The following is a 16,432-nucleotide window of genomic DNA, read 5'->3' as shown; positions in this document are numbered from 1 at the left end:
TTAGCCATATAAAAAACATGAATATTGTACAACTTATGATTGTCATTATTAGAGTACACCCTATATAGAATTACACGATTTATTTTCCACTGTTATTACAAAAACATACGGCGAAATACTAAGATAACGTCTATTGAGAGGTAGGAGGGGAAATGCTCAAGGATAGAGGATTATGTTTATAAATCATTTAAAAGTTATCCAATATATTACAGACATGTCAAAGCAAATGAATCAGATGGCGCGTCAGGCGCACAGTCCGCTTTTAGCATTGCTTTTGGATATGGTTGCCAAAGAAGGGCAAAGCATTATTAATAGTGCTGAGGCTCTTGGGGAAGATCAAGATTCGACAATGACACACAACCACCAGAGTGTCGAATAAGCTTTCCAGCAAGCTCGAGTTCTACCAACAAGAGGTAGAGAGTTGGGAGTGAAACACCTGAGTGGATACTGAGTGTGTCTAAGTCGATTGGCGTTGTTGAAAGAGCGGAGAAAACTGCTGCACGTGCTGCATCATCATCATCTGCTAAAGAGAGGCTGCTGTTTTTTTCATCTGCTAAATTAAAATTCTCCTTTTCAAGTTGTAAAGAGGATGGTTCCTCAAAAAAATTGAGTTGCGAATTTGGAAGCGGTAAAATTAATGGCGTAAGTGTTTCTATAATGTCAGAAGGATGTGTGGTGAGTAGAGCACCGTCTTTGATAAGATTGTTTGTACCAACAGATCTTGGATCAAGTGGAGAACCGGGAATGGCAAAAATTAACCGTCCCATTTCAGCTGCTTGACGTGCGGTAATTAAGGACCCTGAGCGCAGGGCTGCCTCTACAACCAAGAGACCAAGTGATAGAGCTGCAATAATACGGTTTCTTCTTGGAAAATCGATAGCACGCGGCTTCCAAGAAATGGGCATTTCGCTGATGATGGCTCCACCGTTGGCAATAATATCTTCATGCAACTTTTTATTTTCAGGAGGATAGATATGATCAATTCCTCCAGCCATGACTGCAACAGTTCCTGTTTTTAAACTTGCTTGATGCGCAACGCTATCAATTCCACGAGCGAGCCCAGAAATTGTTACAAAGTCTGCTTCTCCGAGAAAACGTGCAAATTGAGCCGTAAGCTTTTTTCCAGCAGCTGAAGCATTTCGAGAACCTATAATTCCAATAGAAGTTTTTTGAAAAATTGAAACATTACCTTTGATAGCAATAAGCGGCGGAGGGGCTTCTGTAACCTTAAGAAAAGCTGGATAATCTGGTTCTCCCATACCGATAAACCGGACACCTAATTTTTTAGCTTTTTGTATTTCTTTTTCTGCATCTTCTAAGCTTGCTATTTTAATAGATGCAGAACCACCCCCTTTTCTATTAAGCTCTGGCAGCGCTGCCAGAGCATTTTCTGCTGTTTTATAATGATCAATGAGATTGCGAAAACTAACAGCTCCAATATTTTCACTGCGCAATAACCGTAACCAGCTTAGACGTTGACGATCAGTAAGCAGGATTCCTTTATTTATCTCCGTGTTGCGTACCAATCTTACTTTCTTCCCCAATTAATAATCTACCGATATTTGCAGAATGTTTTATAAACACAAATACGCTCATCACAATCAGCATACAATAGAAATAAGAAGCGGAAAAATAAAAAACAAATATCGGTGTGATCGTAACAGCAATAAGCGCAGATAATGAAGAATAACGCATGAGGAGAAAAATCGTTATCCATACAATAATAAAAATAATTGCTGCAGGCCAATAGATTCCTAAGCAGACTCCTAGATAGGTAGCAACACCTTTGCCACCTTTAAATTTAAGCCATACGGGGAAAAGATGTCCTAAGAAAACAAAAAAGCCTGCTAGAGAAACAAGGATACTATTGTCTAGCGGATCACTAAAAAACTTTATAACGAAAACAACGATAGTTCCTTTCAACATATCACAAAGAAGTGTTAGAGCAGCAAGCTTTTTATTTCCTGTTCGTAAAACATTTGTTGCTCCAATATTGCCGGAACCGATTGTTCTTATATCACCAATTTTGAACAATTTCGTAAAAAGAAGCCCAAATGGAATCGAGCCAATGAGATAAGATATGAGGAAAATAAACCATGGAGTGGATTGAAAAAATATTTCTGCTTCATTCATTAAGAATCTCATTAAATTTGTTGATCAAGTTTAAAAACGTTTTTCCCTTTCACAAAGGTCTGGAGCACGCGTCCTTGAAAACGTGCATTCTCAAAAGGGGTATTTTTTGAACGTGAATAGAGCTTCTCTTTCGAAACAACCCATGGTTCTTCAAGATCAACCACAATAAGGTCTGCATGAGCCCCTTTTTTGAGTGTTCCTGCATTGAGTCCAAAGAGCTTTGCAGGCGCCGTTGACAAAAGTTCCGTTATCCGTAGAAGAGATAGGCTCTCATTATGATAAAGACGTAAGGCTGCGCTCAATAAGGTCTCCATACCAATAGCGCCAATTGCCGCGTCATTAAATGGTAAAAGTTTTGTGTCGATACTCTGAGGATCATGAGAAGAGACAATAACATCTATAATCCCATCCTTTATTGCTTCAATCATTGCTACACGGTCTTCTTCTGTACGCAATGGGGGCATTAAGCGAAAAGAAGTGCGATATTGTCCAATGTCATTTTCATTGAAAGATAAATGATTAATAGATACACCCGCTGAAATTTTCTCACTGCGTTTTTTACCTAAACGAAGTGCATCAGCAGAGAGTGCTGTCGATATTTGAGCGGCATGATAGCGTGTTTGCGTTAATGCTGCTAAACGTAGATCTCTTTCAAGTGGGATAACTTCTGCTTCGCGAGGGATGCCAGAAAGACCAAGCCAACTGGCAAGCAGTCCTTCATTCATCACACCTTGCCCTGTAAGATCTTTATCTTGCGTTTCATGCATCAATGGAACATCAAAATCGCGTGCATAAGTCATTGCACGCCGCATAACAGATGAATTTTGAAGTGTTTTTTTTCCTTCACTAAAGGCAACGGCTCCAGCATCTTTGAGCAAACCAAATTCGGTTATTTCTTGTCCGTTGAAACCTTGTGTGATTGAAGCAACGGGATAAATATTGACCAATGAGATTTCCTGTGCTGTATGCGTAATAAATTTAACGAGTGCTACATTATCAATAACTGGATGCGTGTTTGGCATCATAAGAAAGGAAGTAATACCACCTGCTGCGGCCGCGTAACTTGCTGATGTAATTGTTTCACAATGTTCATTCCCTAATTCTTCAACAAAAACGCGCGCATCAACAAGTCCAGGGAGAATTGCTTTGTTTTGTGCGTTAATAACTTCTGCTTCTTCAGGGAATCCCTGATTCAGAGCTTCTTTTCCAGCGGCTATAATTCGTCCATTTTCAACAATAACTGTACCAATTTCATCGATTGCGCGCGAAGGATCAATAATACGAGCATTTTGAAAAACAACTGGTTTTATCATTTTTTTTCTCCACTGATCTTTGCGCGTGAATCTAATAGAGCCTCCATGACAGCCATACGCACTGCAATTCCCATTTCTACTTGCGTATGAATCATACTTTGTGGTCCATCTGCTATATCGGATGCAATCTCTACACCACGGTTTATTGGGCCAGGGTGCAGAATAATAGAATCATTTTTGGCATAGGCTAAATTTTCTTTATGTAAGCCAAAATAATGGAAATATTCATGCGTAGAAGGAATAAAAGAGCCTGTCATCCGTTCATGCTGTAAGCGCAACATCATGATAACGTCAGCATTTTTAAGACCTTCTTTCATCGTGTTAAAAACCTCAACACTCATATGAGCGATTTCTGCGGGTAAGAGTGTTGAGGGAGCAACAGCACGAACACGAGCACCCAAAGCATTGAGACACAGGATATTGGAACGGGCAACACGTGAGTGTAAGATATCTCCGCAAATCGCAACAGTTAATCCTTCAATACGACCTTTTGCCCTTTTAATGGTTAGAGCATCTAATAAAGCTTGGGTTGGATGTTCATGAGCACCATCACCTGCATTAATAACACAACAATCAACTTTTTGCGCTAATAAAGCTGCCGCTCCTGCACTGTTATGGCGAAAAACCAGTATATCTGGCTTCATCGCATTGAGAGTTGTAGCAGTATCAAGTAATGTTTCTCCCTTTTTTACAGATGAGTTGCCGATCGCAAGACTCATCACGTGTGCACCTAGCCTTTTACCCGCTAATTCAAAAGAAGATTGTGTTCGCGTAGAGGCTTCAAAAAAGAGATTAATTTGAGTCCGTCCATGCAAAGTAGATTTTATTTTATCAATTTTGTTAGAAAGGATAATATTTGCTTCTGCACGATCAAGCAATGTATTAAGATCTTGTACACTCAGATCTTTAATAGCTAAAAGATGTTGATGAGGGAAAAGTGGGAAAAAATTATCTTGCATCATAGCATTCTTCTTTATCTCTCTCTAAACAGGTTAAACAAGCATTTGTTTGAATATGATAAATGTTTCTTAACTCTAAAAAGACAAATAGTCTATGATATGAATGATTTGAATGTAGGAATATACCTATGAGTGCTGTATCTGCGCAAAATACTCGTCGAAAAAATACATTTCTTAGCGATACGCTTATGTTTCGTATTGCTTCTACTTTGCCTAAGTTTTTGTTAGCAAGTTTTGAAGAAATAGGGGATTTTGCCGCGAGTCGAGAAGCATGGAAACTTTCTTGCTTAGCGAATCATTATAAGCCTTTACTATGCTATAATGATGAATGGGGGCAACCAACAGAAAGATTAGAGATCCATTCTTCCTATCAAGCTCTTCAACAATATTCTAGACAAGCAGGTTTGGTTACCTCGCTTTGGGAAAATACGAGCTCAGAAAATGGAGTACGCTATCAAGCGCGTGCGATTCGTTTAGCTTTATCTGCTGGTTTAGAAACAGGACATTTGAATGAAGTTATCATAACGAGTGCAGCTATTGCTGTTTTAATTAGTGATATTGAGCTCTTCAAAAAATGGCAAAATGTACTTTTATCACGCCAATATGATTCCTCATCAAAGCCTATTCATCATAAAAAGGCTGCTTCTCTAACTTGTGCATTTGACGATATTGAAAAATACGCTTTCAATTTTCCAAGTGTTAAGAAAATTTCTTTCGATGAAAGTATGGAACGTGATCTATATCGTTTAAATGTTGTAAAAACCAACGTTATTAATCCTACCGCTGACGGATATCTTGTTAGTGCAGATTTAGATGGTCATTTAAGTTGTTTTTTTATTCCACGCATACAAGAAAATGGCGCATTAAATGGATCTATATCGATTCGTCATTTAATTCAGCGATCTGGAGAACTTTTAACACCAGAGGGGGTTGTCGACTTCCAAGGCAGTTATGGCTGGCTTTTGGGAAATGCTGGAGAAGGGCTTAAAGTTATTAAAGATATCGAGACGATGATGCGTTTCGATCAATCTGTCATATCGGCAGGTGTTTTACGAGCGGCTCTTCAATTTGGTATGGATTTTTTCCGGAAAAAAATACCCAATCAGCCGTTACCTCCACTGACAGAACGTATTTTTGCAGATATTGCATTAGATATAGCTGCCTCACAAGCATTGGTTTTGCGTTTAGCGAGAGCATTTGACAATGCAGCAAATGACCGTTCTGAAGCAGCTTTTGCCCGCATTATGACACCTATTATTGCTTATCATGTAAGTCAATTGGTTGTGCCTATTATTGGTGAAATTATTGCACAACTTGGTATTGAAAGTTTTATAGAGAATAATCCATTATCACAAATGTTGCATAATGGGCCTGCGCGAATTGTGAGAAATAGTTCTGCTAATCAATTGGTAAAGGATGCAATTCTTATTGCTGAAAAAGCACCGGGATTGTTTCAGAAATTGTTGGAAAAAATTGCTCTTGATATTGGACCAGCGGGACCCCGAGCAATTGAAATTATTAAGTCAGCAGGTGATATGGCATCAGCAAATGAAGGTGCAGGAAGATTTTTTGTTGAACAAGTAGCTTATGCAGCAGCAGCAGCAGCATTACGTTCTACAGACATAGAACATGTTGCGAATGCCTATATGGAAAGCCGCCTTGGGGGACAATGGAGATCTTCTTACGGGATGCTCATTGCACGATATAATGCAGGGCATTTGCTCAATGTCCTCTATCCTTCCATATGATGAAAGTTTTGAATTCTATTGAGAGCACCTTGCAATATAAAAGCGGCGGCTGCCGAATCAATACGGCTTGCTCTTTTAGCGCGCGATACATTCATTTCTAAAAGAGACCGTTCCGCAGCAATTGTTGATAAACGTTCGTCCCAAAAAACAAATGGAATTTTTGTATAAGCTTTCATATTGCTCACAAAAGCTCTGGTTGCTTGAACACGAGAGCCACTGCTTCCATTCATGTTAAGAGGTAAGCCAATGATAATAACGCCTACATTTTCACGGTCAAAAATTTTAATAAGTGTGTAAGCATCTTCTGTAAATTTTTTTCGCTGTAGTACAGGACGCGGATTTGAGACAGTCAGCCCCATATCAGAAATCGCAATTCCGATAGTTTTTGTCCCTAAATCTAAGCCTGCTATTGTTTGTCTAGGCAAAAGATGTTTTATAACTTCATCTATATTAATAACAGTCATAAAGGTATAATACGTTTTTTAATGTTTCAGATCTATAGTTATATTCTTTATTCATGTTATCTAATATTCTTGCACTTACAAGTGCACCCTTGTATAGCCAGAATAAAGATCAATAAATAAACAAAAAAGCAGAAAGGCGTAAAGAGTATGTCTGTTGATCAAGAGACAGTCAAGCGGATAGCACATTTAGCAAGGATTGCCCTCCACGATGATGAGATAGAACCTGTGACAAAAAAATTCAATGCTATTTTAGGTTTTGTAGAGCAATTGAATGAAGTTGATGTCAGTGGGGTTGAGCCATTAACATCTGTGATGCCGATGACTCTACGAATGCGTGAAGATAGTGTTACAGATGGCGATAAAGCAGCAGATATTGTAGCCAATGCCCCTGTTACAGAAGAAAATTTTTTTCTTGTCTCAAAAATTGTTGAGTAACTTTTTATATTTTTGAAATTTGAGAACCAATATGACTGATTTAACAACTCTCACAATTGCGCAAGCTCGTGATGCTCTAACAAAGAAAAATCTCAAAGCAACAGAATTAACGGAAGCTTATTTACAAGCAATAGAGTTGGCGAATCCAACTTTGAATGCTTATGTAACAATAACAGCAGAACAGGCAATGAAAATGGCTGCTGAATCAGACAGTCGCTTAGCGAAAGGACAGGGAGGGCTTTTGGAAGGAATTCCCTTGGGGATTAAAGATCTTTTTGCAACCTATGGTGTTCATACTCAAGCCTGTTCAAATATCCTTGATGGTTTTAAACCGCACTATGAATCAACTGTCACGGCTAATTTATGGCAAGATGGTGCTGTGATGTTAGGAAAACTTAATATGGATGAGTTTGCTATGGGCTCATCCAACGAAACATCATATTATGGTCCCGTTATTAGTCCATGGAGAAAAAAAGGCTCAAATGAAAAACTCGTACCCGGTGGTTCTTCGGGGGGATCCGCAGCCGCTGTTGCTGCACAAATTTGTGCTGGTGCAACTGCAACCGATACAGGTGGCTCAATACGTCAACCAGCAGCTTTTACTGGAACTGTAGGAATAAAGCCAACTTATGGACGTTGTTCGCGATGGGGCGTTGTCGCGTTTGCTTCATCTCTTGATCAAGCTGGACCTGTTGCTAGAGATGTTCGTGATTGTGCTATCTTACTCAGATCAATGGCCTCTTTTGATGAAAAAGATTCTACTTCCGTCAATTTACCAGTTCCTGATTATGAAAGTTATCTTGGTCAATCAATCAAAGGAATGAAAATCGGTATTCCAAAAGAATATCATGTGGATGGAATGTCTCCAGAAATTATTGAGCTTTGGCAAAAAGGAATAAATTGGTTAAAAGAAGCAGGTGCTGAGATTAAAGATATTTCTTTGCCCCATACAAAATATGCTCTACCTTCTTATTACATTATAGCTCCTGCAGAAGCCTCTTCTAATTTAGCGCGTTATGATGGTGTGCGTTTTGGTTTGCGCATGCCTGGAAAAGACATCATTGAGATGTATGAAAATACGCGTTCTGTTGGTTTTGGTGATGAAGTCAAACGGCGCATTCTGGTTGGGACTTATGTTCTTTCATCAGGTTATTATGATGCCTGTTATTTAAGAGCTCAAAAAGTAAGAACACTCGTAAAACGTGATTTTGATCAATGTTTTGCTTCAGGCATTGATGCTATTTTGACACCAGCAACACCAACACCTGCTTTTGGTATTGCTGATGAAAAAATAAAAAATGATGCTGTAGCAATGTATCTTAATGATATTTTTACGGTACCAGTTAATATGGCTGGTTTACCAGGAATTTCTGTTCCTGCTGGTCTGTCATCAAATGGTTTACCTCTAGGATTGCAATTGATTGGTAAACCTTTTTCTGAAGAAGTCATTTTTCAGATAGCGCACATTATTGAACAAGAAGCAGGAATATTCAGTGCAGAAAAATGGTGGATGTAATAGTCAAAATCCACAAAGGAGCATTTCTCATCCTTAATGAGAAATGCTTTTTTAAAAGGTGGAGGGATGAGCTCTATTTCCTTAATTCGTAGTCTTACCCACCAAGATAGGCTTCTTTAACACGCGAATCAGAGAGCATAGTTTTTCCTTCACCGTGAAATAAAATATGTCCTACCTCTAAAATATAAGCATAGTCAGCTATGGAAAGTGCAGCAAATGCATTTTGTTCAATAAGAAGAACAGTTTTTCCCATATCATTAATTTTTCGAATAATCGAAAAAATTTCTCGAACGAGAAGTGGTGCTAACCCCAACGAGGGTTCATCTAATATGACCATATCAGGATTGCTCATAAGTGCACGGCCCACAGCAACCATCTGTTGTTCACCACCTGACATTGTTCCTCCCAACTGTTTTGCTCTTTCACGTAGGCGCGGAAAAAGGTCAAATATCCATTCAATATCACGGGAAACTCCCTGCTTATCGTGACGAATATAAGCGCCTAGATGAAGATTCTCTAAAACAGTGAGATGGGGCATGATACGTCGTCCTTCAGGGCTTAGAGCAATCCCTAATCGCAAAATCTCTTCTGGTGATTTTTTAATAATAGATTTGCCGTTATAGGTAATTTCTCCATAAACAGAGCGATTAAGCCCTGTAATAGAACGTACAATACTGCTTTTTCCTGCACCATTGGCTCCAATTAAAGTGACAATACTGCCCCGCTTTATGGACATAGAAAGATTTTGGACAGCTTTAATGGCGCCATAATGAACGTAAAGATTTTTTATTTTAAGAATATCCATAAACATCTCCGCCAAGATAAGCTTCAATAACTTTAGGGTTATTACGAATTTCATCTGGTGTACCACTGGCAATGCAACAGCCATATTCCATAACCAAAATATGTTGGCAAAGCCCCATAACCACTTTCATATCGTGCTCAATAAGAAGAATTGTAAGATCAAAGTCTTTTTGCACTTTTGCTATGAATTTTCTAAGATCTTCACTTTCTTGTGGATTCATGCCAGCAACAGGTTCATCAAGAAGAAGCAATTTGGGCTTTGTGGCTAACGCACGTGCAATTTCTAGACGTCGTTGCACACCATAAGGTAAAGCTGTTGCCGATTGATTGGCAAGGTGATCAAGTTGTAGCTGTTCAAGGAGCTCCAAGGAATTTTTATAAACTTCCTTCTTTTCTTTTATTGCTTTTGAAAAAAAGAGAGCTGAAGAAAACCAAGGATATTTTTGTCGAACATGCGCTCCTACCATAACATTCTGCAAAACCGTTAACCCTGAGAAAAGACGAATATTTTGAAATGTTCTGGCAATATGGCTTCTACAGATAATATAAGGAGACGCTCCAGAAATTTTTTTCTCATCAAAAAGAATGATGCCGCTTGTAGGAGCATAAAATCCAGAAATCATATTGAAAACTGTTGTTTTTCCAGCACCATTGGGACCAATTAATCCAGTAATACTTCCTCGTTTAATTGCCATATTAACATTATTTACAGCAACTAATCCGCCAAAACGCATTACAATATTATTGAGTGAAAGGATATTGTCGTTCATAGCTTTCCCTCAGTATTAGAAAGCTTTTTGCGTGTCAAAAAGCTATAAATTCCATTCCATGAAAATTCTCGTTGTCCCATTAACCCTTTTCTCCAAAACAAGATAATTACCAGCAATAAAAGGGAAAAAACAACCATACGAAGCCCTGGGGTTTCTGGAATATGTATAAAACCTAAGTCAAATGGACTTTCAATAATACGAAGCCATTCAAGCATGACTGTAATAATAATGCTGCCAATAATGCTCCCTGTAATTGAACCGAGACCACCAGCAACAACAATCATTAAAATATTAAAAGTCAGAAGAAAATTAAACATTTTTGGATCAATGGTTGAAATAAGAGCCGCCATTAATGCGCCACCTATACCTGCAAAAAACGCTCCAACAGTAAAGGAAAAACTACGGTAGAAAAAAGCATTAATTCCCATAGTTTTCGCAGCTATTTCATCATCACGAATAGCACGTAATACGTTACCAGTATTACTTTGCAGTAAGAGGACAATAAAGAGAACTGTAAATGCTAGCCAACCATAGTTCCACCATAATGTTGCATTTTGAGGTATTCCTTTGATTCCCAAAGAGCCATTTGTGAGCGATGTTGCGTTCGTAATGACAATGCGAATAATTTCCGCAAAACCTAATGTTGCAATTCCAAGATAATCGCCACCAAGACGCAATATTGGTAAAGCAATTAATAAACCTACAACAGCAGCACACAAACCACTTACAACAACAGCGATAAAAAAAGGTAACTGCAAATGATATAATGGTTCAGCAATAGGCTCAAGAATCCACATCATTTCTTTTTGTTCAGGGGAAAGAAGTAAAATTGCGCAAACATAAGCACCAATAGCCATAAATCCAGCATGTCCAAGAGAAAACATACCTGTGAAACCGTAAATCAAATTAAGCGAAATTGCCAATATCGCATTAATAGCAATCAGATTGATGATACGAAGCGTATAGTCATTAAAATGGCTATCAGCATAAAATAAAAAACCTATGAGAACTAAAACACTTATACACGATAAAACAGTTGTCGCTGACTTTGCCATTAGATTTTCTCCTGATTTCTTTTACCCATTAATCCTGTGGGCAATATCAATAGAATCAGAATCAATAAAATGAAAGCGAAGGCATCTCGATATCCAGATAGCGCGGGGAAAAATGCGATAATCATAATTTCAATAAACCCTAATAATAATCCTCCCAACATTGCACCTGGTATCGAACCAATACCTCCGATAACAGCAGCGATAAATGCTTTGAGACCAGGAAGAACACCCATATAAGGCTGAATTTGAGGATAACGTAAAGACCACATAATGCCAGCTATGGCGGCAAGAGCTGAGCCTATTCCAAATGTAAACGCAATAACTTTATTGACAGACACACCCATCAAACGTGTTGTTTCAATATCATGGGAGATTGCGCGCATAGCAAGACCCGGTTTTGTTTTATGGATAATCCATAATAGTAATAAAATAAGAATTAATGACACAAAGGGAACGATCAGAGACATGGGAGCAATTCTGATGATACCATCTGCTCCTGATCCTAGATGCCATAAAAATGGTGTTACAAGAAAATCTGGCTGTTGTACACCTTTCGGAACACCACTAAAGAGTACAGTAGCAAGATTTTCAATAAAAAAAGAAACACCAATTGCACCGATAAGTGCCGAAATACGCGGAGCATGGCGTAGAGGTTTATAAGCAAATTGATCAACAGCAACACCCACAGCACTTGTAATAAAAATGGAAAAACAAAGAGCTAAAACCCAAATCGGTGTAAAATCTTGCGGGGAAATTTTAAAATAATAAACAAATCCTAGCGCAAGAATTAAAAAAGCAGCAATCCAATAAATTGGAGGACGCCTTTTAAAGCCTATAAAGACCGAATAATAAACAAGAGCAGCAAAAAACAAAAGAAGAAAAGCTACCCAAGCAGGCATAAAGCCAATTGTGGAAAAGAAAACAAAATATGCTCCCAGCATAAAGATATCACCGTGAGCAAAATTAATGAGTCTCAGTATACCGTAGACCATGGTGTAGCCAATAGCAATAAGCCCATAAAGAGATCCCAATGCCAGTGCATTAAAAAAGTACTGGATGAACATTTCAGTGCTCATCTCTCATCCTTCCACATTTGTTAATTTACATAGGATAATAAGAAATTTCTAAGTTTTTGGTTGAGAAAAAAATCCTCAACCAATTCTTGCATTTTAGTAAATAAAACTTTTTAATTAAAAAGCAGGTTTAACTTCTTCTAAATAAACACGTTTTCCATCCTGTATTTTAATGATACCAATAGGAATTTTAGGGTTATGATTTTCATCCATTGACATATCCCCAAAGGGGGTAGGAAAATCTTTTAATTTGCTAAGTGCGATAGTAATTTTTTCACGATCAGTGCTACCAGCATTTTCAATAGCCTTCATGAACATCATATAACTCGTGTATCCCAAAACAGAATTGATATTTGGTTCTTTGTCAGGGTAAGCTTTTTTCCATTCTTTTGTGAATTCTTGCGCAGCTACTGACATATTTGGCATATACTCACTATAGGGAAGTGTCGTATGTAAGAAACCTTCTGCAGCTTTTCCTGCAATCGTAATGGTTTCTGGATTATCCATAGCATCTCCACCCATAATTTGAAACTTCGCTCCTAATTCTCGTGCTTGTTTCATGATGATAGCACCTTCAGAAAAGTAAGATGGAATGAATAAGATATCAGGTTTCTGGGCGATAATTTGCGTGAGAACAGCTGAAAAGTCCTGATCTCCAGAATTATAATTTAAATTTGAGATAACTTCACCACCTAATTTTTTGAAAGCACGCGTAAAATAACTTGCAAGACCAATAGCATAATCGCTTGAAATATCTTTAAGGATAGCAGCCTTTTTTGCGTGTAAAGTTTGGCTTACATAAGTTGCGATTCCTACTCCTTGATAGGAATCAATAAAGCAAGCACGAAAGTAATATTTTTTACCCTGTGTAACAAGGGGACTTGTTGAGGACGTTGTAATGGTTGGAGTCTTTGCCTTTTCAGATATTTCACCACCTGCTAACGAGAGTGAAGAACCATAGCTACCAATGATTCCACTCACTTTTTCACTTGCTGTTAAACGCATAACAGCATTAGCCGCTTCTACTTTATCAGATTTGTTATCAATAATAACAAGTTCCACTTTACGTCCTAAAATTTCTGGAACTTTTTTATGGGCTAATTCTATACCTCTAATTTCAAGCTGACCTCCAAATGCATTTTGACCACTTAATGGAAGATAAACACCAATCTTAATAGGTTCATTCGCATAAACATTTGCTGTAAATGCCATAAATGCTGCGATTATCGTAAGGATTTTCTTCAATTGCATTGCGCATTTTCCTTAATTGAATTGTCGTTTTTTCACCTTATATTGAACTTCTTCATCATGCAAGTTACACATTAATCAAAATATCATTATGTAAAAAAACTTTTATATGACCTCTTTTGTAGGGCACCCCTTGTAAGGTATGTAAAGTGTACAATCAAATAGTTTTATAAATATTCATGTTGATATTCTCTGACATTAACATAGAAGATACGACAATGTGGGGAAATCTTATCTTGGGGCTTGCGTGTTGATACAAGAGCAATGTTTACTTAAACTTAGAGAATCAATATCGTACAATTTATAAGCTACAGGATCACGTTATTATGACGAGTAAGGATGCATTAAAGGATTGTTCCCCATCTGAGGATAGTATAGGTGCTTGTGGGGAGATTATCGAAATCAGTGGTGTCATTAAGTGGTTTGATGGTAGTAAGGGGTATGGATTTATTGTACCTGATTTACCTCATTTTCCCGATATATTATTGCATGTTACGGTAATGCGAAGGGATGGTTTTCAAACAGCTTTAGAGGGAGCTAAAGTCATTTGTGCTGTGGAAAAAACTGAACGAGGGTTAAAGTGCGTTCAGGTGAAATCCATAGATTGTTCTTCAGCAATTCATCCATCAGAAGTTCCTGCCCGTACCCATGTTGTTGTTACTCCAGAAAGTGGACTAGAACGAGCAATTGTTAAATGGTTTAATCGTGACAAAGGATACGGTTTTCTTAGCCGTGGGCAAGGAACAGAAGATATTTTTATTCATATGGAAACATTGCGCCGTTTTGGTTTAGCAGAGCTTCGTTCTGGCCAAGTTGTTCTTGTACGTTTTGGTAAAGGAGAAAAAGGTTTAATGACAGCAGAGATTTATCCGGACATAGGCATTCCTTTAGCTACGCATTGAATTTCACGAGTGAAATCAGTATGTTTTCTATATTTTTAAAGATGGTTATTCCGTAAATTGCTATAGAGGTAGATTTTTAAAGAAAATATGGCTCTCGTGAATCCATAAACCAAATGAAGAAAATTTCGCATATTACGTTGAAAGAAACTAGAAAACAACAAGGAAGCAATCCTCTTTTTTTTGACTTTTAAACTCTGGTACCTTTTATTTTAGAAACAAAATTTAAAATTTTTCTGTGGTGGAGACAAGAATGTTAAAGCCTTTTAAAAAGGGGCATATTGTTTTATTGGTGATGCTTTTTATGTTAGATATGCGTGTTGTTGTAGCAAAGGAGCCCATAGAGATTCCTGTGCATCCAATTCCTTTAGAAATACATACAAAGCAAGGTTCGGTTTTTTATAAGGTAGAGATTGCTTTTACGCCATCTCAAGCAGCAGCTGGTTTAATGTATCGAACTGATTTTCCACGCGATCGTGCAATGCTCTTTAAGCAGCTAAAAAGTTCTCGATCGGGAGATGAGCAGAAAATTTTTATGTGGATGGCAAATACGCCTTTACCTTTAGATATGATTTTCTTAAACTCTGAGGGAATTATTGTATCGATTATTGAAAATACTTCTCCACTTTCAACAAATACCATTTCATCAGAAGTTCCTGCAGCTTTTGCACTTGAAATTAACGCTGGTGAAGTTTCTAAAAAAAAGATACAAAAAGGACAACGTGTTATTCATCCTGTACTTTGTGGAAAGTGCAATAAAAAATGACCGCTGAAGATATTCGTTTTTTTGAATATAATGGTTTGCGATTTGCTTATCGAGAAGAAGGGCAGGGCGCGCCTATTTTGTTGATCCATGGTTTTGGATCTTCTGCACGGGTGAATTGGTATGCAACGGGTTGGTTTCGTATTCTCACTGAAGCAGGATATCGTGTTATTGCTCTTGATAATCGCGGTCACGGAGATTCAGTTAAAAGTTATGATCCTGTCTTTTATACACCTCAAGCTATGGCTGGCGACGCAGTAAAGTTACTGCAGCATTTAGAGTTATCTAAAGCCCATGTTATGGGATATTCTATGGGGGCTCGTATTAGTGCTTTCATGGCTCTTTTGCATCCAACATATGTACACAGTGTTATTTTTGGTGGTTTAGGTATTGGTATGGTGACGGGAGCAGGAAATTGGGAGCCTGTTGCTGAGGCCCTTTTAGCAGAAGATATTTCCACTATTACCAATACGCGCGGTTTAATGTTCCGTAAATTTGCAGATCAAACGAAAAGCGATAGGCGTGCTCTTGCTGCTTGTATCATTACATCAAAACAGGAGTTAACGGTGTCTGAAGTTTACAAAATCAAACAACCAGCACTTGTTGCCGTTGGTTCATTAGATGAAATTGGAGGTGATGCAGAGCCATTGGCAGCCTTGTTGCCTTGTGGTGAAGCTTTATCAATTCCTGATCGAGATCATATGTTTGCTGTAGGCGATAAAGTTTATAAAAAAGGCGTTATCGATTTTCTTTCTCGTTATCCTATAAAATAAGAACTCTTCATAGCTTTTAGAATTTACAGAAATACCCAATATTTTTATTTCGTATAAATTGAAAAAAGCTTATTAAAAAATCTTTCTGTTGTGACATAAGTTTTTATAAAAAATGAAAAGAAAAATAAACTCTTATTAGCTTATTTTGCATATTTTCCAGAGACGTATTTCTTCTAAGATTAGATAATTATAATTTAAAGGTTATTAAAAAGAATTATTTTCGAATGATGTAATAAATATTTTTTGCTAAAAAATGTAGTTTTAAATAAAAAAATATTTTTATTTGTATTTTTTATAAAATAAACAAAATTATAAATTATTGATCAATTTATTTTTACGAATATGCGTTTTAAATACAGATGCTAAAATTGGAGATAAAGTAAAATTATTAAAAATATACAGTTTTTTTTGCCATTTTTTAATCTATACGGGTATATTTAATAATGATAGACTCCTTTTGTAAACGTTCTTTATGAATG

Annotated in this window: 17 protein-coding genes; 7 read left to right on the top strand and 10 right to left on the bottom strand. The window is 37.5% G+C overall.

The window, feature by feature from the left end; genetic code table 11:
- Window positions 1-172 precede the first annotated feature (172 nt).
- Window positions 173-379, top strand: a complete 207-nt coding sequence (locus ACFIK1_RS08105) for a hypothetical protein (RefSeq protein WP_005773510.1) — start codon at window positions 173-175, stop codon at window positions 377-379.
- Here ACFIK1_RS08105 and dprA read toward each other — a convergent pair.
- The 4 genes from dprA to ACFIK1_RS08085 are packed head-to-tail and all read right to left on the bottom strand — an operon-like array spanning window position 309 to window position 4,408.
- Window positions 309-1,544, bottom strand: coding sequence for a DNA-processing protein DprA (gene dprA / locus ACFIK1_RS08100; protein WP_375662550.1), 1,236 nt, complete (start codon window positions 1,542-1,544; stop codon window positions 309-311). The genes ACFIK1_RS08105 and dprA overlap by 71 nt on opposite strands.
- The gene (gene plsY / locus ACFIK1_RS08095) at window positions 1,501-2,133 is read right to left on the bottom strand and encodes a glycerol-3-phosphate 1-O-acyltransferase PlsY (protein ID WP_375662549.1); all 633 of its coding nucleotides are present in this window, start codon (window positions 2,131-2,133) and stop codon (window positions 1,501-1,503) included. Before plsY ends, dprA begins: the two co-directional genes overlap by 44 nt.
- 11 nt (window positions 2,134-2,144) lie before the next feature.
- On the bottom strand, window positions 2,145-3,446 hold the full coding sequence (locus ACFIK1_RS08090) for a dihydroorotase (protein WP_375662548.1): 1,302 nt from the start codon (window positions 3,444-3,446) through the stop codon (window positions 2,145-2,147).
- Window positions 3,443-4,408 (bottom strand): aspartate carbamoyltransferase catalytic subunit, encoded by a 966-nt coding sequence (locus tag ACFIK1_RS08085; protein WP_375662547.1) that lies wholly within the window; start codon window positions 4,406-4,408, stop codon window positions 3,443-3,445. Before ACFIK1_RS08085 ends, ACFIK1_RS08090 begins: the two co-directional genes overlap by 4 nt.
- A gap of 125 nt (window positions 4,409-4,533) precedes the next feature.
- Between ACFIK1_RS08085 and ACFIK1_RS08080 the strand changes: the two genes are divergently transcribed.
- Window positions 4,534-6,153: an acyl-CoA dehydrogenase family protein gene (locus ACFIK1_RS08080; protein ID WP_375613414.1), complete on the top strand. Its 1,620-nt coding sequence runs from the start codon at window positions 4,534-4,536 to the stop codon at window positions 6,151-6,153.
- Here the strand turns inward: ACFIK1_RS08080 and ruvX are convergent.
- On the bottom strand, window positions 6,138-6,617 hold the full coding sequence (gene ruvX, locus ACFIK1_RS08075; protein ID WP_375611932.1) for a Holliday junction resolvase RuvX: 480 nt from the start codon (window positions 6,615-6,617) through the stop codon (window positions 6,138-6,140). The two genes, ACFIK1_RS08080 and ruvX, sit on opposite strands and share 16 nt — an antisense overlap.
- Window positions 6,618-6,764: 147 nt before the next feature.
- Here ruvX and gatC point away from each other — a divergent pair, with 147 nt between their 5' ends.
- Both gatC and gatA read left to right on the top strand, forming a co-directional pair.
- Entirely contained in the window at window positions 6,765-7,052 is a 288-nt protein-coding gene (gene gatC / locus ACFIK1_RS08070) for an Asp-tRNA(Asn)/Glu-tRNA(Gln) amidotransferase subunit GatC (protein WP_375606898.1), read from the top strand.
- Window positions 7,053-7,083: 31 nt separating this feature from the next.
- Entirely contained in the window at window positions 7,084-8,568 is a 1,485-nt protein-coding gene (gene gatA / locus ACFIK1_RS08065; protein ID WP_375662546.1) for an Asp-tRNA(Asn)/Glu-tRNA(Gln) amidotransferase subunit GatA, read from the top strand.
- 94 nt (window positions 8,569-8,662) lie between these two features.
- On the opposite strand, the gene ACFIK1_RS08060 is transcribed toward gatA, so the two are convergent.
- From ACFIK1_RS08060 to ACFIK1_RS08040, 5 genes are all read right to left on the bottom strand, one after another.
- Window positions 8,663-9,373 carry an ABC transporter ATP-binding protein gene (locus ACFIK1_RS08060; protein ID WP_375662545.1) on the bottom strand — a complete coding sequence of 237 codons (711 nt, stop codon included), beginning with the start codon at window positions 9,371-9,373 and terminating at the stop codon, window positions 8,663-8,665.
- Entirely contained in the window at window positions 9,360-10,142 is a 783-nt protein-coding gene (locus ACFIK1_RS08055; protein ID WP_375611930.1) for an ABC transporter ATP-binding protein, read from the bottom strand. The genes ACFIK1_RS08060 and ACFIK1_RS08055 overlap by 14 nt, the downstream gene beginning before the upstream one ends.
- A complete protein-coding gene (locus ACFIK1_RS08050; RefSeq protein ID WP_375613416.1) occupies window positions 10,139-11,197 on the bottom strand; it encodes a branched-chain amino acid ABC transporter permease in 1,059 nt (352 codons plus the stop codon). The genes ACFIK1_RS08055 and ACFIK1_RS08050 overlap by 4 nt, the downstream gene beginning before the upstream one ends.
- Window positions 11,197-12,273, bottom strand: a complete 1,077-nt coding sequence (locus ACFIK1_RS08045; RefSeq protein WP_375634122.1) for a branched-chain amino acid ABC transporter permease — start codon at window positions 12,271-12,273, stop codon at window positions 11,197-11,199. Before ACFIK1_RS08045 ends, ACFIK1_RS08050 begins: the two co-directional genes overlap by 1 nt.
- Window positions 12,274-12,387: 114 nt before the next feature.
- Window positions 12,388-13,521 (bottom strand): ABC transporter substrate-binding protein, encoded by a 1,134-nt coding sequence (locus ACFIK1_RS08040; protein ID WP_375662544.1) that lies wholly within the window; start codon window positions 13,519-13,521, stop codon window positions 12,388-12,390.
- A 323-nt stretch (window positions 13,522-13,844) separates the two neighbouring features.
- Here ACFIK1_RS08040 and ACFIK1_RS08035 point away from each other — a divergent pair, with 323 nt between their 5' ends.
- The 3 genes from ACFIK1_RS08035 to ACFIK1_RS08025 all read left to right on the top strand — a co-directional run bounded on the left by ACFIK1_RS08035 (window position 13,845) and on the right by ACFIK1_RS08025 (window position 15,953).
- The gene (locus ACFIK1_RS08035) at window positions 13,845-14,420 is read left to right on the top strand and encodes a cold-shock protein (RefSeq protein ID WP_273791031.1); all 576 of its coding nucleotides are present in this window, start codon (window positions 13,845-13,847) and stop codon (window positions 14,418-14,420) included.
- A gap of 250 nt (window positions 14,421-14,670) precedes the next feature.
- Entirely contained in the window at window positions 14,671-15,183 is a 513-nt protein-coding gene (locus ACFIK1_RS08030) for a DUF192 domain-containing protein (protein ID WP_375634116.1), read from the top strand.
- Window positions 15,180-15,953 (top strand): alpha/beta fold hydrolase, encoded by a 774-nt coding sequence (locus tag ACFIK1_RS08025; protein WP_375662543.1) that lies wholly within the window; start codon window positions 15,180-15,182, stop codon window positions 15,951-15,953. Before ACFIK1_RS08030 ends, ACFIK1_RS08025 begins: the two co-directional genes overlap by 4 nt.
- The last annotated feature ends 479 nt before the right edge of the window (window positions 15,954-16,432 follow it).

The sequence above is a fragment of the Bartonella sp. OC16QHHD genome, from assembly GCF_042194035.1.
GTDB lineage: Bacteria > Pseudomonadota > Alphaproteobacteria > Rhizobiales > Rhizobiaceae > Bartonella.
This window is presented reverse-complemented; position numbering and strand designations above follow the sequence as displayed.